Annotated in this window: 18 protein-coding genes; 6 read left to right on the top strand and 12 right to left on the bottom strand. The window is 71.4% G+C overall.

The window, feature by feature from the left end; translation table 11 throughout:
* Nucleotides 1-2: 2 nt before the first annotated feature.
* Complete coding sequence (locus VH969_RS25280) at nt 3-1,205, bottom strand: nucleotidyl cyclase domain-containing protein (protein ID WP_331978492.1); 1,203 nt, start codon at nt 1,203-1,205, stop codon at nt 3-5.
* A 152-nt stretch (nt 1,206-1,357) separates the two neighbouring features.
* Here VH969_RS25280 and VH969_RS25275 point away from each other — a divergent pair, with 152 nt between their 5' ends.
* Nucleotides 1,358-1,741 (top strand): VOC family protein, encoded by a 384-nt coding sequence (locus VH969_RS25275; RefSeq protein ID WP_331978490.1) that lies wholly within the window; start codon nt 1,358-1,360, stop codon nt 1,739-1,741.
* A gap of 9 nt (nt 1,742-1,750) precedes the next feature.
* Here the strand turns inward: VH969_RS25275 and VH969_RS25270 are convergent, their stop codons facing one another.
* From VH969_RS25270 to VH969_RS25260, 3 genes are all read right to left on the bottom strand, one after another.
* Entirely contained in the window at nt 1,751-3,694 is a 1,944-nt protein-coding gene (locus tag VH969_RS25270) for a VWA domain-containing protein (protein ID WP_331978488.1), read from the bottom strand.
* Nucleotides 3,691-5,091: a sigma 54-interacting transcriptional regulator gene (locus tag VH969_RS25265; protein ID WP_331978526.1), complete on the bottom strand. Its 1,401-nt coding sequence runs from the start codon at nt 5,089-5,091 to the stop codon at nt 3,691-3,693. The genes VH969_RS25270 and VH969_RS25265 overlap by 4 nt, the downstream gene beginning before the upstream one ends.
* Before the next feature lie 135 nt (nt 5,092-5,226).
* On the bottom strand, nt 5,227-6,453 hold the full coding sequence (locus tag VH969_RS25260) for a low temperature requirement protein A (RefSeq protein WP_331978486.1): 1,227 nt from the start codon (nt 6,451-6,453) through the stop codon (nt 5,227-5,229).
* A gap of 50 nt (nt 6,454-6,503) precedes the next feature.
* On the opposite strand from VH969_RS25260, the gene VH969_RS25255 reads away from it, so the two are divergent.
* From VH969_RS25255 to VH969_RS25245, 3 genes are all read left to right on the top strand, one after another.
* Nucleotides 6,504-7,016 carry a YcxB family protein gene (locus VH969_RS25255; protein ID WP_331978484.1) on the top strand — a complete coding sequence of 171 codons (513 nt, stop codon included), beginning with the start codon at nt 6,504-6,506 and terminating at the stop codon, nt 7,014-7,016.
* 47 nt (nt 7,017-7,063) lie between these two features.
* Nucleotides 7,064-7,864 (top strand): Rv1486c family protein, encoded by an 801-nt coding sequence (locus tag VH969_RS25250; protein ID WP_331978482.1) that lies wholly within the window; start codon nt 7,064-7,066, stop codon nt 7,862-7,864.
* A gap of 121 nt (nt 7,865-7,985) precedes the next feature.
* Complete coding sequence (locus VH969_RS25245) at nt 7,986-8,564, top strand: hypothetical protein (protein WP_331978480.1); 579 nt, start codon at nt 7,986-7,988, stop codon at nt 8,562-8,564.
* Here the strand turns inward: VH969_RS25245 and VH969_RS25240 are convergent.
* The 7 genes from VH969_RS25240 to VH969_RS25210 all read right to left on the bottom strand — a co-directional run bounded on the left by VH969_RS25240 (nt 8,546) and on the right by VH969_RS25210 (nt 15,827).
* Nucleotides 8,546-9,571: a ferrochelatase gene (locus VH969_RS25240; RefSeq protein WP_331978478.1), complete on the bottom strand. Its 1,026-nt coding sequence runs from the start codon at nt 9,569-9,571 to the stop codon at nt 8,546-8,548. The genes VH969_RS25245 and VH969_RS25240 overlap by 19 nt on opposite strands.
* The gene (fabI, locus tag VH969_RS25235; protein WP_331978476.1) at nt 9,572-10,339 is read right to left on the bottom strand and encodes an enoyl-ACP reductase FabI; all 768 of its coding nucleotides are present in this window, start codon (nt 10,337-10,339) and stop codon (nt 9,572-9,574) included. It lies immediately after the preceding gene.
* A gap of 121 nt (nt 10,340-10,460) precedes the next feature.
* Nucleotides 10,461-11,165: a 3-oxoacyl-ACP reductase FabG gene (gene fabG, locus VH969_RS25230; protein WP_331978474.1), complete on the bottom strand. Its 705-nt coding sequence runs from the start codon at nt 11,163-11,165 to the stop codon at nt 10,461-10,463.
* A 137-nt stretch (nt 11,166-11,302) separates the two neighbouring features.
* A complete protein-coding gene (locus VH969_RS25225) occupies nt 11,303-12,292 on the bottom strand; it encodes a VWA domain-containing protein (RefSeq protein WP_414638616.1) in 990 nt (329 codons plus the stop codon).
* Nucleotides 12,292-13,191 carry a DUF58 domain-containing protein gene (locus tag VH969_RS25220; RefSeq protein WP_331978522.1) on the bottom strand — a complete coding sequence of 300 codons (900 nt, stop codon included), beginning with the start codon at nt 13,189-13,191 and terminating at the stop codon, nt 12,292-12,294. The genes VH969_RS25225 and VH969_RS25220 overlap by 1 nt, the downstream gene beginning before the upstream one ends.
* A gap of 47 nt (nt 13,192-13,238) precedes the next feature.
* Nucleotides 13,239-14,309 (bottom strand): AAA family ATPase, encoded by a 1,071-nt coding sequence (locus VH969_RS25215; protein ID WP_331978472.1) that lies wholly within the window; start codon nt 14,307-14,309, stop codon nt 13,239-13,241.
* Nucleotides 14,310-14,510: 201 nt separating this feature from the next.
* Nucleotides 14,511-15,827 carry an NlpC/P60 family protein gene (locus tag VH969_RS25210; RefSeq protein ID WP_331978470.1) on the bottom strand — a complete coding sequence of 439 codons (1,317 nt, stop codon included), beginning with the start codon at nt 15,825-15,827 and terminating at the stop codon, nt 14,511-14,513.
* 314 nt (nt 15,828-16,141) lie between these two features.
* Here VH969_RS25210 and VH969_RS25205 point away from each other — a divergent pair, with 314 nt between their 5' ends.
* Nucleotides 16,142-17,653, top strand: coding sequence for a proline-rich domain-containing protein (locus VH969_RS25205; protein WP_331978468.1), 1,512 nt, complete (start codon nt 16,142-16,144; stop codon nt 17,651-17,653).
* A 52-nt stretch (nt 17,654-17,705) separates the two neighbouring features.
* Here VH969_RS25205 and VH969_RS25200 read toward each other — a convergent pair whose 3' ends face one another.
* Nucleotides 17,706-18,071, bottom strand: a complete 366-nt coding sequence (locus tag VH969_RS25200) for a VOC family protein (RefSeq protein ID WP_331978466.1) — start codon at nt 18,069-18,071, stop codon at nt 17,706-17,708.
* A 95-nt stretch (nt 18,072-18,166) separates the two neighbouring features.
* On the opposite strand from VH969_RS25200, the gene VH969_RS25195 reads away from it, so the two are divergent.
* Nucleotides 18,167-20,977, top strand: a complete 2,811-nt coding sequence (locus tag VH969_RS25195; protein ID WP_331978464.1) for an aconitate hydratase — start codon at nt 18,167-18,169, stop codon at nt 20,975-20,977.
* The last annotated feature ends 30 nt before the right edge of the window (nt 20,978-21,007 follow it).

Here is a 21,007-nt window from a genome sequence, read left to right as displayed (position 1 = left end):
GCTCACAGGACCCGTTCCAGCGCCCCGTTGTCCAGCGTCGCGGCGACCATCGTCGCGAGCCCGGCCAGCAGCGAACCCGAAGCCGTGGTGGCGAGGTAGTGCGGTGAGTCGCCGTGCTCGATGTGGATGTCCAGGGTGCTCATCAGGTAGGGCGAGTAGAGGATCATCGCGTCCGCGGCGCCGAGATCCACCGCGATCGCGGCGAAGCCGGGAAACGCACGCGACTGATACACGTGCAGGCCGTCGGTCACCGCGCCGTGCCGTTCCTTGAACCGTCCGAATGCGACTATCGACGAGCGGATCTTCGCCGGGAGGTCCTCGTTGCGGTAGCGGGACAGCGTCGCCGCCGCCTCGCAGGACGGGTCCAGCAGCACCGCCCGGTAGGTCCCGCCGCGGGCGAGGAAGTCCAGCACCGCGTCCCGGTATCTCGCCGGTCGCTCGGTCGTCGTCATCGCGCGGGAGCACGTGCGCAGGGCGGTGCCGAGGTCGAGCACGTCCGACCGGGCCGCCGCCACCAGCCGCGACTTCTCCGCCTGGCTCGGCCGTTGTGGCTGCGCGGACATCGGCGTGCTGCCCGACAGGCCGGCCTTCGCGAGCCACGCGCGGCGGGCGTCCTGCGGGGAGCCGCTCGGCGCCATCAGGTACACGTTGCTGTTCTCGTGCCGGCCGACCAGCTCGAACTGGTCCGCGTGCGGCCCGGCCACCTGGTACACCGCCTCGGAGATCGCCAGGCAGTCGGGCGGGGTCAGCTCCTCGAGATGCGCGGCGAGGTTGATCACCGGCGAGTGGATGGCGCCCGACTGCCCGTCGGCCGCGTAGCGGATCGTGCCCTTGTGCACGGCGACCCGCAGCCGTAGCTCGCCGTTCAGCTCGGTGCGCCGCAGGCCGTCCCGCACCTGGCGCAGTTCGAGGCGGAGGATGTCGCGCGCCGCGGTCAGCACCACGTCCCGCGCCACGCTCTCGTTCTCGTCGTGCACCGCGAGGAGGCCGCCGTCGCCGCGCCAGGACCACAGCTCGGCGCGGGCACAGCGCAGCTTGCCGGCCACCTTGTGCACCCGGCCGACCGCGCGGTCGCGCAGCTGGTCGAACGCGTGCGCGGCGCGGTCGAGCGGGTTGTGCCGGACGATGCTCGAGTACCCGGACGCGTCGACCACGATCAGGTAGACGTTGTCGTACGTGTGTCCCGCGTGGAACCCGTCGGCCATCCAGCCCCCAGCAAGGTCGAGTCACCCCAGCATGACGATCACGGCGGCCCGGCCACAACCCACCGGCCGCCGGGTTGCGTCTGGGACAAGCGGGATGTTCACTGCCAGGGTCGGGGGACGCCACCACACTCCGCCGAACATCGGAGGCCACGATGCCCCGCCCCGTGCACTTCGAGATCCACGCCACCGATCCGGCACGCGTGGCCGCGTTCTACGAGCGCGTGTTCGGCTGGAAGATCGAGCAGTGGGGCGAGATGCCCTACTGGCTGATAACGACCGGCGACACCCAGCCGGGCATCGACGGCGCCATCACGCAGCGGCGGGGGCCGGCGCCGGGAGCGGCGGAACCGGTGAGCTCCTTCGTCAACACGATCGACGTGACCGACCTGGACGCGACCACCGCCGCCGTCACCGGCGAGGGCGGCGGGATCGCGCTCGACAAGCACGCGATCCCGGGCGTCGGCTGGCTCGCCTACTTCAAGGACCCGGACGGCAACCTGTTCGGCGCGATGCAGCCTGACGACAAGGCGAAGTAGGCGAGGTGGTCAGTGCCGCGTTCGGCGGTTGCGCAGGTAGTCGCCGACCACCGCGGCGCCCAGGCCGTCCAGGTCCGGGTTCACCACCCGCCCGCCGCTGCGGCGCGCGATCAGGTCGACGAAGCGGGCCAGCGACGGGTCGTCGCCCAGCATGAACACCGTGACCGACGCGCCCAGCTTCGCGAGCGCGTCCACCTCGGCGATCGTCTTGCGCAGCGTCTCGGGCAGCGGCGGGTAGTCGAACACCGCCTCGCCGTCCCGTTCCAGGTGCGCGGTCGGCTCGCCGTCGGTCACCACCAGCACGACCGGGTGGGCGTCGGAGTGCCTGCGCAGGTGCCGGGCGGCCAGCAGCAGCGCGTGGTGCAGGTTCGTGCCCTGCTCCCACACGCCCTCGAGGCCGACGAGCTCCGCCAGCTCCACCGAGCGCGCGTGCCTGCCGAACGTGATCAGCTGCAACGCGTCGGTCCGGAACCGCGTCGTGATCAGCTGGTGCAGCGCCAGCGCCGTGCGCTTCATCGGCACCCACCGGCCGTCCTGCACCATCGACCACGACGTGTCCACGCACAGCGCCACCGCCGCGCGCGCCCGCTGCTCGGTCTCCACGACCTCGACGTCCACCACGTCGAGCGAAACGGCGCCACCGGTCGAAGTCGTCCGCAGCACCGCGTTTCGCACGGTCCGCGACGTGTCCCACGGCTCGGTGTCGCCGAACTGCCACGGCCGGGTGGATCCGGTCGGCTCGCCGGCCGCGCCGGCGTTGCGGGCGTCCCGCTGGCCCTGCCGGTGCGCGGCGTTGACGACGTCGCGCAGCGCGGTCTGCCCCAGGCGGCGCAACGCCTTGGGCGACAACCGAAGCGACCCGTCGGGAGCCCGCTCCAGCAGGCCCTGCGCGCGCAGCTCCCGCTCCAGCTCGGACAGCCGCCGCGCGTCGACGGCCGCGTCGTCGTCGAGCTGGCGCTCCAGCGCCTCGACGTCGATGTCCTCCAACCGCGCGCCCGGGTAGGACTGCGCGAGCTGCTCGGCCAGCGCGTCGATCTCCGCGAGGTCGGCCATCGCCTGCGCACCCTCGCCCAGGCCCAGCGGCTGGTTGCCGCGGAACCGCGCGGACCCCGTCCAGTCCTCCCCCGGCCGCAGCGCGCGCAGGTTCGCGTCCAGCGACGCGACCTGCTCCACGAGCCGTGGATCGCCGAACGCGCCCGCCATCAGCTCCGCCAGCTCCGCGCGCTGCTCGGCCGACATCGAGTTCATCATCCGCTGCGCCGCGGCGGCCCGGGCGGCGAGCGCGTCGATCAGCTCCTCGGTGTTGCGCGGGTTCTCCGGGAAGAACTCGCCGTGCTTGCGCATGAAGTCGTCGAACTGCGCGGTGGTGTCCTCGCCCCGCAGGTGCGAGAGCAGCAGGTCGTTGAGGTCGGCCATCATCTGGCGGATCCGCTCGGTGTCCTCCGGCCGCATGTTCTGCAGCGCCTGCTTCATGCCCTGGAACCGGGACTCCATCAGCTCCTGGCCGAGCAGATCCTGGATCTTGCGGTACGACTCGCGTGCCTCGTCGGACCGCCAGTCGTACTCCTGCAGCTCCCGCACCGCCGCCGCGGTCCCGGACGGCAGCGCGTCCAGCTGCGCCTCGCGGAACCGGGCGTCGTCGGACGGGTCGGGGAACAGCTCCGCCTTCTCCGCCCGCAACGCCTCGTCCAGCAGCTCGCGGACCTGCCGCAGCGTGCCGTCCAGGTTGTGCCGGCGCTGGATCTGCGATCGCCGCTGCCACAGCCGGCGGGTCAGCTCGTCCAGACCGGACGTGCTGCGCGTGCCCCGGCGCAGCAGCTCGTCGAGCGCGGAGCGCGGCGAGCGGCCGTCCATCACGTCCTGGCCGATCGCGTCCAGCGCGTCCCGCAGGTCGACCGGCGGCGCCAGCGGATCGGGGCCGTCGTGCCAGGGACCGTAGGAGAACCGGGTCACGGCCCGTACACCGTCATCCCGCCGGCGTCCTCGGAGTCCTTCGCCAGCCGGCGCGCGAGGTACAGCGACTCCAGCGCGAGCTCGACCGCGGCGGCGATCCGGCCGGGCGGGTCGTTCGGCCCGACGTCCAGGCGCGACGCCACCTCGTGCAGGACGGGCAGCTCCGGCAGCGCGCCCAGCACCTCCGCGCCCGGCACCCGCTCGCCGGTGGCGACCAGGTGCCCGTCGACCACGACGTCGACGAGCGGCCGCAGGTCGAGGCCCGCGAAGTGCTCCTTCGCGGTCTCGGCGACGGCCCGGCGCAGCAGGTGCGTCAGGTGCTCGGTCTCCCGGCCCTCCTCGCCGGACTCGAACTCGAGCTTGCCGCGCAGCACACCCGGCACGGCGTCCAGGTCGATCGGCCGGGCGATCGGCGGGTCCTCGCCGGTGAGCGCCGAGCGGCGCAGCGCCGCGGCCGACAGGGTCTCCGCGGCGGCCACCGCGAAGCGGGCGGACACGCCGGAGCGCTGGTCGATCGCCGACGAGTCGCGCAGGTTGCGCACGAACCGCGCGAGCACCTCCAGCAGCGGGTCGCCGACCTCCGCGAGCAGCTCGGCCTCCTGCTTGATCACGTCGACCTCGGCGGCCACGGTCAGCGGGTAGTGCGTCACGACCTCGGCGCCGAACCGGTCCTTCAGCGGGGTGATGATCCGGCCGCGGTTGGTGTAGTCCTCCGGGTTGGACGTGGCCACGAGCAGCACGTCGAGCGGCAGCCGCAGCGTGTAGCCGCGGACCTGGATGTCCCGCTCCTCCATGACGTTCAGCAGCGCGACCTGGATGCGCTCGGCGAGGTCGGGCAGCTCGTTGACGGCCACGATGCCGCGGTGCGCCCGCGGTACGAGTCCGAAGTGGATGGTCTCCGGGTCGCCGAGCGTGCGGCCCGCGGCGACCTTCACGGGGTCCACGTCGCCGATGAGGTCGCCGACCGACGTGTCCGGCGTGGCGAGCTTCTCGGCGTACCGCTCCGAGCGGTGCCGCCAGGCCACGGGCAGCGCGTCGCCGAGCTCCGCGGCGCGCCGGCGGGACTCCGGGCTGATCGGGTCGAGCGGGTGCTCACCGAGTTCGGCGCCCGCGATGACGGGGGTCCACTCGTCCAGCAGGCCGACGATCGTGCGCAGCAGCCTGGTCTTGCCCTGCCCCCGCTCGCCGAGCAGCACCACGTCGTGCCCGGCCAGCAGCGCCCGCTCCAGCTGGGGCAGCACGGTCCGGTCGAAGCCGACGATGCCCGGCCACGCGTTGCGCCCGTCGCGCAGCGCGGCCAGCAGGTTCTCGCGTATCTCCGTCTTGACGCCGCGCGGGGCGTAACCCGCCGCGCGCAGCTCCCCCGCGGTCCGCGGGAGGCCCTCCGGTGGGGTCAGCTGTCCTGTCACTGTGCTGATGGTTCGCTCCTCCGCCCTGCGTCGATGGTTCGCTCGCGAGCTCGCTCCATTGCTCCCGCTCACGTCCCGACGCTACGCACGATCCGCCCGCTGGTCGATGTGGAGCAGCTCCAGCTACTCCTTGTGCACGTCCTCCGGGTTTCCGTGGCGCAGCGCCTGGCGGTCGTCGGCGAACCTGATCATCTCGGCGACGTTGAGGCCGATCAGCACGATCGCGAGCAGGCCGAGGGTGGCCAGTGCCGGCAGCGTCGCGGCGAGCGGCACCAGCGCCAGGATGACGCCGGCCGCGACGAGCCGGAATATCTTCAGGTTGCGGTAGCACCGCAGGGAGAAGGCCACGAGCGCCAGCAGGTACAGCACGACGCCGCCGTACATGGCCCACAGCGGCACGCCCTCGAGCGGGTCGGACAGCGTGTGGTGCTCGGCGTCGCCGACGTACTCGAGCACCTTCTTCAACCCGAGGGCGAGCAGCACGATGCCACCCATCATCGGCAGGTGCAGGTAGGTGAACGCGGTCCGCGCCATCGACACCCGGTGCTCGCCGCGCGCCTGGGCCAGCGAGTGCTCGCCCAGCAGCGCGGAGGTGTCGAAGTAGACCCACCACAGGCTCGCCGACACCGACAGGCCCAGCGTCGCGGCCACGATGATCGGCCAGGAGATCGGCAGGTCGGTCACCCCGACGCCGATGGCCACGATCGACTCGCCGAGCGCCACGATCACGATGAGCCCGTGCCGCTCGGCGAAGTGGCGCGCGGAGTTCAGCCGCCAGCCGCGCGCGCCGATGAGGAGCGTGCCGCCGTAGTCGGCGACGATCGCGGACACCCAGAGCAGCAGCTGCGCGTCGCCGGACGTGTTCGCCGCGAGCAGCAGCAGCGTCGTGCCGCCGACCATCGTCGGGGCGAACATCGCGACCTGCCGGTGCAGTGCGGCGTCGTCGCCGCTGATGATCCAGAACAGCACCAGGTGCGCGAGCCGTAGCACGAGGTAGCCGAGCGCGAACACGGTCGGCCCGTACAGCCCGCCGGGCAGGTCCACGAACGACTCCGGGATCGACAGCGCCAGCAGGAACATCGCGGCCATGGCGACGAGCATCGTGACCCGCGCCCAGCCCTCGTCCGCCTTGACCACATTGGACAGCCAGGAGTAGCCGACCCAGCACCACCAGACGACCGCGATGAGCAGCACGCCACGCAGCAGGCCGGTCGTGCTGACGTCGGCCGCCATCAGCGCGGTCACCTGGGTAAGTGCGAACACGAACACCAGGTCGAAGAAAAGCTCTAGGGTCGTTGCGGTGCTGGCCTCCCGCACCCGCTCGACCCGGACCCGTGCGGGGTGTGTCATGACGCCTAGTTTTGCCCACGGACGGCCGGGTTGGGGAGGGTGACACAGGGATGTCGGAGGAGCGGTTCGAACTGCGGTGGGATCCGCGGCCCGGCGACTGGGGCGACGCGTTGCGCGCGGTCACGCCGCTCTACCGGTGGTCACCGTGGTTCGCCACGGCCATGGCGACGTTCGGCGCGGTGCTCGTGGTGCTGGGCATGCCGGTGCCGGGGTTCTTCGGCGTCGGCTGCGGGCTGCTCATCGCGGCGCTGCCCATGCTGGACGTGTACCTCTCGTTCCGGCGCAACCCGGTCGCCGCGGCCACCGTCACCGCGACCGTCGACGAGTCCTCGATGCGGATGATGACGATCGACGGGACCGCGTACACCGACCTGCGCTGGTCGACACTCGCCGGCTGGCTGGAGACCAACCGCAGCTTCGTGCTGCGCACCGACCAGGCGACGACGCTGTTCCCGGTGCCGAACCGGGCGTTCGGCGCGCAGGAGGAGCGCCGGCGGTTCCGCGAGCTTCTCGAACGCCAGGTGGGGCCCGAGAAGCGCGTGTCCGCGCGCCGGTCCCGATAGGGCCCCACCCCGATCGGGTGGCGGCCGTGATCGCGTAATCTGCGTTCGTGTCATCCCCCAGCGCGACAATGGCTGTCTGGTCGTCGGCCTGGCTGAGCGGTGCCGCGGCTGCCGACGATGTGCTCGACGCCCTCCAGGACTGGGCCGAGCTGCACGAGGTCGTCGCCGCGGACGAGAACCTGGCGGCCCGCTTGGAGATCCCGGTGCGGGGCGAGCCCGGCTGCGCGCCCGCGTCCCTGCTCGGCGTGCTGCGCCGCACGGGCGTCGGCGAAGGACGGCTGGTTATGCCGGTGCCGGGTGACGTTCGGGGCCTCGGCGGGCCGAGTGCGTTCGCCACCGAGGCGTTGCGGGCGGGCGAGGCGGTCGTGCTGGGCAACCTGGGCCTGGTGCCGGAGCGGATCGGCAGTGCGACTGACAACGGGATCCTGCGGTGGACCGTCTTGGACGTCCCGCAGGCCACGCCGCAGCCGAACGTGCCGCTGGGCGAGGCCGAGCACGAGCTGACCGGTGCGATGCGGGTGGCCGCGGGCATGCTGATCGAGCTCGGGGTGGCCAAGCAGCGCGAGGGCGTGCGCGAGGAGCTGCAGGCCCGGGTCGCGGAGCGGACGAAGAGCAGCTGGCCGGCCGGCATGCCGCCGCGCGCGATCCGCGTGCTGCAGCGCGCGGCCGAGGTGTCGGCGATCCTCGAGCTCGCGATGGAGGACGAGCCGGGCGGCGCGCTGTCGGCGTCGGCGGCGCTGAAGCGGGCCGAGGCGCTGCGCCCGCTGTTCTCGGCGGTGCGCACGGCCCGCTGCTCGGCGGTGGCCGACGCCGTGCGGGCCCTGTCCGACCACGCGGAGCGCCTCTAGTCTTCGACGTGCGCTGACCAACGGACCTCGGGGAACCGTGACGGCACCCAGCCACGACCAACCGGCTGTCGCGCAGGTTCGCTGGACGCCACCAACACTGTGAACTCCGGGAGGCGGGCTGGTGTTGATCGAGAGGCGGTTGCAGGCCGGGATCCGCGACGGTTCGATCACCGTGATGTTCCGGCGGTGGCGGCGCCGCCAGGTCACGGCCGGCAACGTGTACCGCACGCCGGTCGGGCGGGTGTTCGTCGAGTCGGTCAACGAGGTGTCCCCGGCCCGGATCCGGCGCGCGGACGCCGTTGCCGCCGGCTACCGCACGGTCGCCGAGGCGGTGGCAGACCTGCGCGGCGACGAGTCCGACCCGGTGTACCTGCTGCGCCTGCGCCACGTCGACGAGCCCGACCCGCGCGACCTCCTGGCGAACGACGCGGACCTGTCCACTTCGGACGTGCAGGAGATCACGCGGCGCCTGGCCCGCTACGACAAGGCGGCCACGAACGGCGCGTGGACGGCCGCGACGCTGGACGTCATCCGCCGCCGCCCCGCCGTACGCGCGGGCGACCTGGCGGACGAGCTGGGCCGCGAGACGATGCCGTTCAAAGTGGACGTTCGCAAGCTCAAGAACCTGGGCCTGACGCTGAGCCTGGAGAAGGGCTACCGCCTCTCCCCCCGCGGCGAGGCCTACCTCCGCCTGCGCTGAGGCTCGCAGCAGCCTTCCGCGCAGGGGGCGCCGTTCACGGTGCAGCCGGCCGCCGGGAAGGTCGACAGCTTCCGGGCCGGCAGGCCTTCCAGGTGCTCGCGCACCAGCTCCACCACCAGCTCGGCGAAGCGCGGGTCGGCGCTCGGGGCCGCCGCTCGGGCGAAGGCCATGCCGTGGTCGGCCGCTCGCTGTGCGGCCTCGGTGTCCAGGTCCCACACCACCTCGAGGTGGTCGCTCACGAAACCCACCGGGCACACCACCACCGCCCGCACGCCCTTGCCCGCCAGCACGTCCAGGTGGTCGAGGATGTCCGGCTCCAGCCACGGCACCTGCGGCGGCCCGGACCTCGACTGCCACACCACGTCGTAGTCGGCCACGCCCACCAATGCGGCCACCAGGCGCGCGGCCTCGGCGACCTGCCGCGAGTACCGGTTGCCGCCCTCGGCAGGGGGACCGGACGCGGCGTCGGCCGCCATCGGGACCGAGTGGGCGGTGAACACCAACCGGTACTCCGCGAAGCCCGCCGCGGCCGTGCGCACCGCGTCGGCGAACGCGGCCACGAACAGCGGGTGGTCGAAGAACTGCCGCAGCTTCACCAGCTCCGGCGCGCTCTCGCCGGCCGACGCCCGCGCCCGCGCGATGTCCTCGTCGTACTGGCGGCAGGCCGAGTAGCCGCCGTACGCGCTCGTCGGGAACACCAGCGCGCGCCGCACGCCGTCGGCCGCCATCCGCGCGACCGTGTCCTCGACCATCGGGTGCCAGTTGCGGTTGCCGAAGTACACCGGCAGGTCGATTTCCTGGCGCGCCAGGACATCCGCGACCCGCGCGATCGCGCCCCGGTTCAGCTCGTTGATGGGCGACACGCCGCCGAACGACTGGTAGTGCTCCTCGACCTCGGCCAACCGCTCCGGCGGCACGCCGCGGCCACGGGTCACGTTCTCCAGGAACGGCCGGACGTCGGCGGGCTTCTCCGGGCCACCGAACGACAGCCACAGCAGAGCTTCCACCTACAGCCCCAGCGCGTGCACGCCACCGTCGACCATGATCATCGAACCCGTCGTGGCCGGGAACCAGTCGGAGAGCATCGCGCAGATCGTCTTCGCCACCGGGGTCGCGTCCTCCGCGTCCCAGCCCAGCGGCGCGCGGTCGTCCCAGCCGCCCTCCAGGTCGCTGAACCCGGGGATCGACTTCGCGGCCATCGTCTTCAGCGGGCCGGCCGACACCAGGTTGACCCGGACACCCTTCGGTCCGAGGTCACGCGCGAGGTAGCGGTTGACCGACTCCAGCGCGGCCTTCGCCACGCCCATCCAGTTGTAGGCGGGCCACGCCACCCGCGCGTCGAAGTCCATGCCCACGACCGACGAGCCGGGCCCGAGCAGCGGCAGCGCGGCCATCGCGAGCGACTTGAACGAGTACGCCGAGACCTCGATCGCCACCGAGACGTCCTCGCGCGGCGCGTCCAGGAACGGCGCACCCAGGCAGCTCTGCGGGGCGAACCCGATCGCGTGCAGCACCCCGTCGAGCCCGTCCACGTGCTCACGCACCCGGTCGGCCAGCGAGTCGAGCTGCTCCTGGTTCTGCACGTCCAGCTCGATCACCGGCGGCGGCTGCGGCAGCCGCTTGGCGATGCGCTCGACCAGGCTCAGGCGGCCGAACCCGGTCAGCACCACGGTCGCGCCCTCCTCCTGGGCGACCTTCGCCGCGTGGAACGCGATCGACGCGTCCGTGATCACCCCGGTGATGAGCAGGCGCTTGCCCTCGAGCAGACCGGTCACGTGGTCCCTCCTGGTTGTTCGGCGAGCATTGTCCGGACGAGGCCGACGGGCCAGGCTCGACCGAGGTCGGCCGGAGGTCCGAACAATGCTCGGTGGAGGGCTCCAGTCTGTCAGGACCGGCTCAGTGGCCCATCCCTAGCCCGCCGTCGACGGGCAGCACGGCACCGGAGATGTAGCCGGCGGCGTCGGAGGCCAGGAACGTCACCGCGGCGGCGATCTCGTCCGTCGAGCCGTAGCGGCCGGCCGGGACCTGGCCGAGGATCGCCTTCTTGCGGTCGTCGGACACCGCGTCGGTCATCTCGGTGCTGATGAACCCCGGCGCGACGACGTTCGCGGTGATGTTGCGGTTGCCCATCTCGCGGACGATCGAGCGGGCCACGCCGATCAACCCGGCCTTGCTGGCCGCGTAGTTGACCTGGCCCGGACCACCGGTCAGGCCGACGACCGACGAGATGAAGATCATCCGGCCCCAGCGGGCCTTCAGCATGCCGCGCGTCGCCCGCTTGGCCACCCGCCACGAGCCGGTCAGGTTGGCGTCCAGCACCCGGGTGAACTGCTCCTCGGACATCCGCATCAGCAGCGTGTCGTCGGTGATGCCGGCATTGGACACGAGGACCTCGACCGGTCCGTGCGCCTCCTCGACCTCCTTGAACGCCGCGTCCACCTGGTCGATGTCGGTGACGTCGCATCGCACGCCGAACAGACTCTCCGGCGGCGGCTTGCCGCGGTAGGTCACCGCGACCCTGTCCCCCTGTGCCTCGAAGGCCCGGGCGATGGCGAGCCCGATGCCGCGATTACCGCCCGTAACGAGCACAGTACGTCCCACGCAAACTCCTCGATGCCCCGGAACCAGTGCGAGCACAAGGGTATGTGCTCCGGCGCGCGGGGCCACGCCAGATTAGAGCAGGTTACAAGTATAGATCTATTCCGCCTATATCCCCAATATCGGACAAATTTTGGCGATTAGGGCAGCCGTTGCCCGATGACCAGCGCGCTTCCGGCGGCGAGCAGAGCCGCGAGCGTGCCGAGCATCAACCACGGTCTGCTCGCGTCCGCGTCCTTGGTCTCGTACCCGATTTGCTCACCGAGCGTGTCGTACACCTTGTGCAACTCGTCCGCCGAGGCCGCCTTGTAGAACTCGCCCTCGGAGAGCCGGGCGATCTCCCGCATCGACTCGTCGTCCACGGGCACCGGCTGGGTCTTGCCGTCGATCGTGACCTGACCGCTCTCCGTGCCGAACGAGATCGTGGACACCGGGATCTTCTGGTCGGCGGCCGCCCGGGCCGCCGTGAACGCGCCGCGCGGGTCGTTGCCGTCGTCGGTCGGGATCGTCTGCTTCCCGTCGGTCATCAGCACGATCCGGGCCGGCGGCGCGCCCTCGACACCGCTGACGACCTGCGCGAAGCCCTCGATGGCCTGCAGCGCGGCGAAGATGGCCTCGCCGGTCGCGGTCGACTCGGCCAGCCGCAGGTTCTCGATCGCCTTGGACACGCCCTCCCGGTCGGTCGTCGGGGACACGAGCACGGTCGCGGTGCCGGCGAACGCGATCAGCCCGAGGTTGATGCCCGGCGTCAGCCCGGTGACGAAGTCCTTCGCGGCGTCCTGCGCGGCCCGCAGCCTGGTCGGCCGCACGTCCGTCGCCTCCATCGACAGCGACACGTCGATCACGAGCATCACCGTGGCGCGGTTGCGCGGCACGCGCTGCTCGGCGGTCGGGCCGGCCATCGCGGTCGTCAGCAGCATCAGCGCGACCACGAGCACGATGGCCGGTACGTGGCGGACCCAGCCCTGCCGGCGCGGCACGACCTTCTCCAGCAGCGCGAGATTCGTGAACCGCATGGTGCGCTTGTGCCGCATCCGCTGGACGACGATGTAGCCGGCCGCGATTCCCGCGACGACGACGAGAAGCAGGAACCACCACGGCGCCGTGAAGTTGCGGAAGCTCAAGCCCATCAGGCCACCCCTCCCCCGGACCACCGCCGCTTGCGCGCGACGACGAACCGGACGGTGTCGGCGATCCAGTCCGAGTCGGTGCGCAGCACCAGGTGACCGCCGCCGGCCCGGCGGATGGCGGCCGCGACCATCGCCCGATGCTCGGCCGCCGCGGCCGCGAACTCCTTGCGCAGCAACGCGGTCGCGTGCACCTCGCGCTGCCGGCCGGACTCCGGGTCGGCGAGCACGACCGTGCCGACCTCGGGCAGGTCGACGTCGCGCGGGTCGAGGATCTCGACCGCCAGCAGGTCGTGCCGGGCGGACAGCCCACGCAGCGGGCGCTGCCAGTCGACGTCGCCGAGGAAGTCGGAGATCACCACGGCGAGCCCGCGGCGGCGCGGCGGGCGGCGCAGCTGCTCGATGGCGGTGGCCAGGTCGCCGCGCACGCCCTCGGGCGCGCGGGGCGTCTCGGCGATCCGGCGGATGAGCCCGCGGGCATGCGCGAGGCCGCCGCGGGCGGGGATGCGGATCGTTCTCTCGCCGGTCGCGACGATCGCGCCGAGCCGGTTCCCGCCGCCGCCGGTCAGGTGCGCGAGCGCGGCGGTCGCGGCCACCACGAGGTCACGCTTCTCGCACGCGGCCGTGCCGAAGAACAGGCTGCCTGACAGGTCGACGACGAGCCAGGTCTCGAGCTCGCGGTCGGCGATCGTCTCCCGGATGTGTGGTTCGGTGGTGCGTGCGGTGACCGCCCAGTCCATCCGCCGCACGTCGTCGCCGGGCTGGTAGGTCCGCGCCTCGCCGGGCTCGGAGCCGGGCCCGGGCACGAGGCCGAGGTGGTTGCCCTGCAGCAGCCCGTCCAGCCGGCGGCGGACGTCCAGCTCCAGCAGGCGCAGCCCGTGCTCCATCCGCTCACCCTGCATGATCGGCGGCGCCCACGACGGGCGGTCGCGGGGCTTGCGCTTGTCCTTCACGACCTGCCGGCCACCCCGACCGGCGGCGGCTGGACACCGCCCGACTGGGGCCGCGCGGACACCTGCGGCAGCGGCACGGTCTGCAGCACGCGGGAGATGATGTGGTCGAGCGGCACGCCGTCGGCGAGCGCGTCGTAGGACAGCACGAGCCGGTGGCGCAGCACGTCCGGCACGACGTCGACGACGTCCTGCGGGAGCACGTAGTCCCGGCCGCGGATGAGCGCGAGCGCCCGTGACGCGGCGACGATGCCCAGGCTGGCACGCGGCGAGGCGCCGTAGGCGACCCAGCCGGCGACGTCGGTGAGGCCGTGCTCGAGCGGCGTGCGGGTGGCCAGCACGACGCGGACGGTGTAGTCGACGAGCGCGTGGTGGACGAAGACCTGCGAGGCCACGCCCTGCAGCCGGACGAGCTCACCCGGGCTCAGGACCTGCTGGGGCTCCGGCGGTGTCACGCCCATCCGGTAGACGATCTCCCGCTCCTCCTCGGCGGTCGGATAGTCCACGATGATCTTGAAGAGGAAGCGGTCGCGCTGCGCCTCGGGCAGCGGGTAGACGCCCTCGTTCTCGATCGGGTTCTGCGTGGCCAGCACGAGGAACGGGTCGGGCATCGGGAAGGTCTGCCCGCCGATCGAGACGTGGCGCTCGGCCATGACCTCGAGCAGCGCGGACTGCACCTTGGCGGGCGCGCGGTTGATCTCGTCGGCGAGCACGAAGTTGGCCACGACGGGGCCCAGCTCGACGTCGAACCGCTCGCTGCCCTGGCGGTAGATGCGGGTGCCGAGGATGTCCGCGGGCACCAGGTCCGGGGTGAACTGCACGCGGGTGAACGAGCCGCCGACGACGTTGGCGAACGTCTCGACGGCGAGCGTCTTCGCGACGCCGGGCACGCCCTCGAGGAGCAGGTGCCCCTTGGACAGCAGGCCGACGAGCATCCGCTCGACCAGCCGGTCCTGTCCGACGATGACCCGTTTGACCTCGAACACGGTGCGCTCGAGCAGCTGTGCGTCGCGGGCGGGTGTGCTGGCCTCCGACCCCGATCCGTTCACCGACTCAGCCGGCTCGGTCACTCCAACCTCCTTGAACAACGTCAGGTTCCCCCGCGGATAGCGAACCCGACCCACGGTGTGACCGCTGTGAACTGTCGTACGGTCCGATCCGTGAGCTACGAGGTCACGGTCGCCGACGAGGTGTGGGCGTGCCTGCGCGCGGGCGGGATCGAGCGCGGGTGTGACGCGGGTCCACCACCCGCTGGCGTGACCGCGCCTTCGTTACAGCAGGCGCGTCGCGTACCCGACGATGCCGCCGTAGCGCACCGACGCGATCCGCACGTGCGAGCCCGAGTACGGGGCCTCGATCACCTGCTCGTTGCCGATGTAGAGCGCCACGTGGTGGATCCGGCCGCCGGTCGCCCAGAACAACATGTCGCCCGGGGCCTTCTGGCTCAGCGGCACCTGCCGGCCCGCCTGCGCCTGGTAGCCGCTGTAGTGCGGCAGCCGGTAGCCGGCCGCGGCGAACGCGTAGATCATCAGGCCCGAGCAGTCGAAGCCGATCTTGTTGTAGTCGCCGAACATGTCCGCGATACCGCCGTCGCGGATGCCGCGGGTCGGCCCGTACGCGTTGCCGCCGCCCCACGCGTAGGGCATGCCCAGCTGCGACAGCGCCCGGTTGATCACCGCGCGCACCGAGCCGTGCGCCGGCAGCGCGACGTGCCCACCGCCCCCGCCGCCGCTTCCGCCGCCGGACGCCCGCTGCGCGTTCAGCGCGTCCTCGCGCCGCTTGGCCGCAAGCCAGTCGTCGTAGCGCCGCCGCTGGTTCTCGAGGCCCGTGACGTCCGACTGCGCCGCGATCAGCGCGGACTCCGCGGCCGCCTTCTGCGCCTGGACCTTCTTGGCCGCCGCGACGCCGTCCCGCTGCGCCTGCCGGGCCGCCGCCGTCGCCGCGTCCGCCGCCACCTTCGCGGCCCGTGCCTGGGCCTGCTTCTGGTTGGCGACGTTCAGCGCGGCGCGGGCGGCCGCGTCCTTGTTGGCCTTGTCGGTGCGGGCGACCTCCATGCTGTCGAGCGCGTCGAGCTGGCTGTCGCTCACCGCGTTGAGCAGCTCGGCACGGTCGAGCAGGTCCTGCGGCGACTTCGCGCCGATGTAGGCCGACATCGAGCCGATCGTGCTGCCCTGCTTGTAGCTGCCGGCGGCGAACTCGTCGAGGTCCTTGCGTGCGTCGGTGATCGAGTCGGCCGCGTGGTCGGCCGCCGCGCGCGCCGCCTTCGCGTCCGCCCTGGCCCGGCGCGCCTCGTCCTCGGCGGTCTGCAGGTCGACGAGGGCCTTGTTGGCGTCCTCCATCTTGAGCTCGACGTCGGCCTGCAGACCGACGAGCTGGGCCTCCGCCCGTGCCACCTGGTTGGTCAGCCGGCCGACCCGCGTGGCCTGCGCGCTCGCCTTCGCCTTGCTGCCGGAGATCTGGTCGTCACTGGGGTTGGGCGGGGGCGGCGGCGCGGCGACCGCGGTGCCCGCCCCCAGGCTCACCACGAGTACGACGCTGACGACGACCACCCGTAAGGCGGCGCCGAGCCTCACCGGCACTGCTCCCACGCGGCCACTGTGCCACTTCTACCTCGTTAAACACCAGTCGTAACACAAGAAACTTCTTTCTCGCCGACCACATTGACCTCTGCGAACACGGCAGACACCCGCACGATCACGCTCTGCGTCTCCGCGATCTGCCTGCGGAACTGATCGGACACCCGCAACGATTTCGACCATTCTGGCGATAATCTGCGGAACCATTGCTGGTACCGCAACCGTCGTAGCTGGTGCGGTCGTGGAGGCCCGGCATCGCCGGAGCCTGACGAGGCAACTTCGCCGGGTAGTGCGTCCGCGTGCCCGGAGGACGTAGGAGGGGAACCGTGACCTACCCAGGTTCAGGCGGCCCATGGCAGCCGAACGATCCGAACCAGCCGGGGAGCGGTCCGTTCCCCGCTCAGCCGGGTTACCCACAACAGGGTTACCCGCAGGGCTACCCGCAGCAGGGTTACCCGCAGCAGGGCGGCTACCCGCAGTCGGGCGGCTTCCCGCAGCAGGGGTATCCCCAGCAGGGCTACCCGCAGCCCGGCTACCAGCAGCCCGGCTACCAGACCGGCCCGCAGCCGACGCAGCAGCAGCCCTTCGGCTACGGCCAGCCGAACTACGGCGGTCTCGGCACCCCGCAACCTCAGAAGCGCAGGCGCGGTCCGATCATCGGCGCGATCGCCGCCGTCGTGGTCGTCGCGGTGGGGGTCGCCGCGACGATCTTCGTGCTGAACGGCAGCAGCAAGGACGACGCCGGCAAGGCGAACCCGACCGAGGCGGCCACCAACCTCGTCAACAGCCTCAGCAAGGGCGACGTGGTCGGCGTGCTCGAGAGCCTGACGCCCGCCGAGTCCGCGCTGCTCGTCGACTTCAACGCCAAGTCGACCGACCGGCTCAAGGACCTGAAGGTCTACAAGGAGGACGCCGACCCGAAGAAGATGCAGGGCGCGTCCATCGAGGCCAAGAACCTGAAGTACGACGAGAAGCACGCCGAGAAGGTCAACGACCACCTGACGATCACCAAGCTGGTCGGCGGAACGGTGTCGCTGCACGCCGACGTGCGGGAGCTGCCGTTCACCGACGAGTTCATGGACGCCGCGTTCCCCGAGGGCGTCGACTCGAAGCCGACGAACGAGCAGGTCGACGTGGCCGACGTGGTCAAGCAGTCCGGCGAGCCGATTCGCATCGCGACGGTCAATGTGGACGGCGAGTGGTACCCGAGCCTGTTCTACACGTTCGCCGACTACGCGCTGCGCGAGGCCGGCAAGGAGTGGCCGAAGGACTCGATCGCGAACAACGGCGCCGACGACGCCGAGGGCGCGGTCAAGGAGCTGGTGCAGGCCTCGATCAACAGCGACGTCGAGCGCGTGATCGAGCTCCTGCCGCCGGACGAGATGGGCGCCCTGCACGACGCCGGCCCGGCGCTGCTGGCGGAGATGGGCACGCCGCCGCCGAGCGGCGTGGAGGTCACCAAGCTCGAGACCGACGTGACGGACGCGGAGTCGGGTGGCATGAAGGTGATGCTGTCCGAGATCGAGGTCAAGGCCGAGGGCGAGACCTACCACGTGAAGAAGGACGGCGACTGCTACACCGCCGAGGGGCAGGGCGAGACGCAGAAGATCTGCGCGGGTGACCTCGCGAGCGAGATGGGCGGCACGAGCATGAGCCCGGCGCTGCAGCAGGCGCTGACCAACCTGTCGTCCGGCCTGATGAAGAACACCGGCGTGGTCGCCACGGAGTACGACGGCAAGTGGTACGTCAGCCCGCTGCGGACGTACACGGAGCTGGGCCTGTCGGCGATCAGCGACCTGACCCCGGAGGACGTCATCGCACTGGTGACGGAGTCCTGAGTCCCGCTGTTCGGTGGCCCGGCACCCCCGTGGGTGCCGGGTCACTTCTGTCTCAGCCCTCGAGGAACTCCAGGCGGTTACCGACCGGGTCGTCGGTGTGGAAGCGGCGGCGGCCGGGGATCTCGGCCGGGTCCGCCCAGCGGACCGGATGGCCGGCGGCCTGCACGGCGGCCGCGGTCGCGTCGACGTCCACCACGAACGCGGGGTGTGCCTTGCGGGCCGGCCGGAACTCGTCCTCGATGCCGACATGCAGCTCCGCGTCCGGACCGCCGCGGCCCGGAACCTGGAACCAGCAGCCGCCGCGCTTCGCGAGCAGCGGCGGTTTGTCCAGCTCGGTCCAGCCGAGCACGCCCGCGTAGAACTTTCGTAGGCGATCTTCGCTGCCCGCCGGTGCGGCGATCTGAACGTGGTGCAGCATGTTGGCGACCCTCCTTGGCGTCGAATACAGGACAAGCGTACTGTTTGGGTCGAGGGGCAGTTCCGAACAGACGACCAGGCCGGATGGAGTTGGACGTGACCGCACCAGCAAGCAAGGACAGCTTCGGCGCCCGCCACACGCTTTCCGTCGGGGGCGCCTCGCACGAGGTGTTCCGGCTTGACGCCGTCACCGGATCCGAGCGCCTGCCGTACAGCCTGAAGATCCTGCTCGAGAACCTGCTGCGCACCGAGGACGGCGCCAACATCACCGAGGACCACGTCCGCGCGCTCGCGGGGTGGGACCCGAACGCGGAGCCGTCGACGGAGATCCAGTTCACCCCGGGCCGCGTGGTGATGCAGGACTTCACCGGCGTGCCGTGCGTGGTCGACCTCGCCACGATGCGCGAGGCGGTCACCGAGCTCGGCGGCGACGTGTCCAAGGTGAACCCGCTGGCGCCGGCCGAGCTGGTCATCGACCACTCGGTGATCGCGGACATCTTCGGCCGCCCGGACGCCTTCGAGCGCAACGTCGACCTCGAGTACCAGCGCAACAAGGAGCGCTACCAGTTCCTGCGCTGGGGCCAGAGCGCGTTCGACGAGTTCAAGGTCGTGCCGCCCGGGACCGGCATCGTGCACCAGGTCAACATCGAGCACCTCGCGCGCGTCGTGATGACCCGCAACGGCCAGGCCTACCCGGACACACTGGTCGGCACGGACAGCCACACCACGATGGTCAACGGTCTGGGCGTGCTCGGCTGGGGCGTCGGCGGCATCGAGGCCGAGGCCGCGATGCTCGGCCAGCCCGTGTCGATGCTGATCCCGCGCGTGGTCGGCTTCAAGCTGAACGGAGAGCTGCCCGCCGGCGCGACCGCGACCGACCTGGTGCTGACGATCACCGAGATGCTCCGCGACCACGGTGTGGTCGGCAAGTTCGTGGAGTTCTACGGCTCGGGCGTGTCCGCGGTGCCGCTCGCCAACCGCGCCACGATCGGGAACATGAGCCCCGAGTTCGGCTCGACGTGCGCGATCTTCCCCATCGACGGCGAGACCATCGACTACCTGAAGTTCACCGGCCGCTCCGGCGAGCAGGTCGCGCTCGTCGAGGCGTACGCCAAGGAGCAAGGCCTGTGGCACGACCCGGCCGAGGAGCCGGCGTACTCCGAGACGCTCGAGCTGGACCTGTCCTCCGTGGTCCCCTCGATCGCCGGCCCGAAGCGGCCGCAGGACCGGATCGCGCTGGCGGACGCGAAGCCCGCGTTCCGCTCGGCGCTGAGCTCGTACACCGACGACACGCCCGCCTCGAAGTCCACTGTGGATGAAGCGGGCGAGGAGACGTTCCCCGCGTCCGACCCGCCGGCCGTGGGCACGAGTGGCAACGGTGACGGGCGGCCGGCCCACTTCCAGACAGCCGCCGCGGGTGCCGAAGGTCGGGCGAGCAACCCGACCTCCGTCTCCGTCGACGGCGCGACGTTCGAGCTCGACCACGGCGCGGTGGCGATCGCCGCGATCACGTCGTGCACCAACACGTCGAACCCGTCGGTGATGATCGGCGCCGCGCTGCTGGCGAAGAAGGCGGTCGAGCACGGGCTCGCGCGCAAGCCGTGGGTGAAGACGACGCTGGCGCCGGGGTCCAAGGTGGTCATGGACTACTACGAGCGCGCGGGGCTGTTGCCGTACCTGGAGAAGCTGGGCTTCCACCTGGTCGGCTACGGCTGCACCACGTGCATCGGCAACTCGGGCCCGCTGCAGGAGGAGATCTCGGCCGCGGTGAACGACGCCGATCTCGCCGTCGTGTCCGTGCTGTCCGGCAACCGGAACTTCGAGGGCCGGATCAACCCGGACATCAAGATGAACTACCTCGCGTCGCCGCCGCTGGTGGTCGCGTACGCGCTCGCCGGCTCGATGGACAAGGACATCACGACCGAGCCGCTGGGCACCGGGCCGGACGGCAAGCCTGTTTACCTCGAGGACATCTGGCCGTCGCCGCAGGAGATCCAGGACGTGGTGGCGTCCGCGATCTCGTCGGAGATGTTCTCCAACGACTACGCCGACGTCTTCGCCGGCGACGAACGCTGGCAGTCGTTGCCGACGCCGACCGGCAACACGTTCGAGTGGGACCCGGAGTCGACGTACGTGCGCAAGCCGCCGTACTTCGACGGCATGGGCGTGGAGCCGTCGCCGGTGTCGGACGTGACGGGCGCGCGGGTGCTGGCCATGCTGGGCGACTCGGTGACGACGGACCACATCTCCCCTGCCGGCGCCATCAAGCAGGACTCCCCGGCCGGGAAGTACCTGACGGCGCACGGCGTGGAGCGCAAGGACTTCAACTCGTACGGTTCGCGTCGCGGCAACCACGAGGTGATGATCCGCGGCACGTTCGCGAACATCCGCCTGCGCAACCTCCTGCTGGACGACGTCCAGGGCGGCTTCACCCGCAACTTCCTGTCCGGCGGCGAGCAGACGACGATTTACGACGCCTCGGTCGCGTACGCCGAGGCTGGCGTGCCGCTGGTCGTGTTGGCCGGCAAGGAGTACGGCTCGGGTTCGTCCCGCGACTGGGCCGCGAAGGGCACCTCACTTCTCGGTGTGCGAGTGGTGATCGCGGAGTCGTTCGAGCGGATCCACCGGTCGAACCTCATCGGCATGGGGGTGCTGCCGCTGCAGTTCCCGGCGGGCGAGACCGCGGAGTCGCTGGGCCTGGACGGCACGGAGACGTACGACATCACGGGCATCACGGAGCTGAACGCGGGCGACACCCCCCGGACGGTCGTGGTGAACGCAACGCGCGAGGACGGTTCAACGGTGGACTTCGACGCGGTCGTCCGCATCGACACTCCGGGCGAGGCCGATTACTACCGCAACGGCGGCATCATGCAGTACGTGCTGCGCAAGATGCTGCAGAAGTAGCTCTTTCCCCGGTGGCCGCCGAGCAGCACG

The organism is Actinophytocola sp. (genome assembly GCF_036555685.1).
Lineage (GTDB): Bacteria > Actinomycetota > Actinomycetes > Mycobacteriales > Pseudonocardiaceae > Actinophytocola.
The sequence above is the reverse complement of the archived record's forward strand: the minus strand, read 5'-3'. Positions and strand labels throughout refer to the sequence as shown.

Excerpts from the sequence above, each read along its gene's own strand:
- VH969_RS25275 (WP_331978490.1), top strand. The coding sequence starts at position 1,358 with ATGCCCCGCCCCGTGCACTTCGAGATCCACGCCACCGATCCGGCACGC.
- VH969_RS25260 (WP_331978486.1), bottom strand. The coding sequence starts at position 6,453 with ATGACACACCCCGCACGGGTCCGGGTCGAGCGGGTGCGGGAGGCCAGC.
- VH969_RS25255 (WP_331978484.1), top strand. The coding sequence starts at position 6,504 with ATGTCGGAGGAGCGGTTCGAACTGCGGTGGGATCCGCGGCCCGGCGAC.
- VH969_RS25225 (WP_414638616.1), bottom strand. The coding sequence starts at position 12,292 with ATGGGCTTGAGCTTCCGCAACTTCACGGCGCCGTGGTGGTTCCTGCTT.
- VH969_RS25220 (WP_331978522.1), bottom strand. The coding sequence starts at position 13,191 with ATGCAGGGTGAGCGGATGGAGCACGGGCTGCGCCTGCTGGAGCTGGAC.
- VH969_RS25280 (WP_331978492.1), bottom strand. The coding sequence starts at position 1,205 with ATGGCCGACGGGTTCCACGCGGGACACACGTACGACAACGTCTACCTG.
- VH969_RS25200 (WP_331978466.1), bottom strand. The coding sequence starts at position 18,071 with ATGCTGCACCACGTTCAGATCGCCGCACCGGCGGGCAGCGAAGATCGC.